Genomic DNA, 1,253 nt, shown 5'->3' on the forward strand with positions numbered 1-1,253 from the left:
CAAAAGAAATAAAAGACAATTCACTGGAAAAACAAAGGTCAAGAAAAAAAGAGCATTAGGCGGATGCCTAGGCACCAAGAGGCGAAGAAGGACGTGACAAGCTGCGAAAAGCTGTGGGTAGGAGCAAATATCCATCAAACCACAGATCTCCGAATGGGGCAACCCACCATTTAAATGGTATCTTTAGCCCAACACATAAGCTAAAGAAGCAAACCGGGTGAACTGAAACATCTAAGTAACCCGAGGAAAAGAAAGAAAACTCGATATCCCAAGTAGCGGCGAGCGAACGGGACAGACGCCCAACCATGCGAAAAGAGAAAATAGCTAGACAAACCATCTGGGAAGGTGGACCAAAGAAGGTAACAGTCCTGTAGTCGAAAGCGAAAATATCCGGCATAAAAGAGTACCACGAGACACGAGAAATCTTGTGGGAATACAGGGGGACCACCCCCTAAGGCAAAACACTACTTGGTGACCGATAGCGAACAAGTACCGTGAGGGAAAGGTGAAAAGAACCCCGGGAGGGGAGTGAAAAAGAATCTGAAACCTAATGTTTACAAGCAGCGAAAAAGGGAGCAATTCCTTGATCGTGTACTTTTTGTAGAACGGGCCAGCGAGTTATGATGACAAGCAAGATTAAAGTGTAGAGCACTGAAGTCGCAGCGAAAGCGAGTCTAAAGAGGGCGAAAGTTAGTTATCATAGACCCGAAACCGTGTGATCTATCCATGGGCAGAGTGAAGTTGAAGTAAAATTCAATGGAGGCTCGAACCGGGTAACGTTTAAAAGTTATCGGATGACCTGTGGATAGGGGTGAAAAGCCAAACGAACACGGAGATAGCTGGTTCTCCTCGAAATAGCTTTAGGGCTAGCCTTTAGTGAACAATGATGAGGGGGTAGAGCACTGAATAGTTGAGGGGGCGATACGCTTACCAAAACCTATCAAACTCCAAATACCAAATCAAGCACTAAGGAGTCAGACAATGTGGGATGAGCTTCATTGTCGAAAGGGAAAGAGCCCAGACCACCAGCTAAGGTCCCAAAATAATAGTTAAGTGGGAAAGGATGTGGAATTACTTAGACAACCAGGATGTTGGCTTAGAAGCAGCCATACATTTAAAGAGTGCGTAATAGCTCACTGGTCAAGTGATTCTGCGCCGAAGATAACCGGGGCTAAACTATATACCGAAGCTGTGGATCAGAAATGATGGTAGAGGAGCAATGTATTAAGAGACGAAGCATAAGGCGCAAGCCG

Annotated in this window: 1 rRNA gene; it reads left to right on the plus strand. The window is 45.5% G+C overall.

The window, feature by feature from the left end:
- Positions 1 to 36: 36 nt before the first annotated feature.
- Positions 37 to 1,253 (plus strand): 23S ribosomal RNA (locus HGPB_RS08915); the annotation flags it as partial.

It is taken from the genome of Peptoniphilus obesi ph1, assembly GCF_000311865.1.
Taxonomy (GTDB): domain Bacteria; phylum Bacillota; class Clostridia; order Tissierellales; family Peptoniphilaceae; genus Peptoniphilus_E; species Peptoniphilus_E obesi.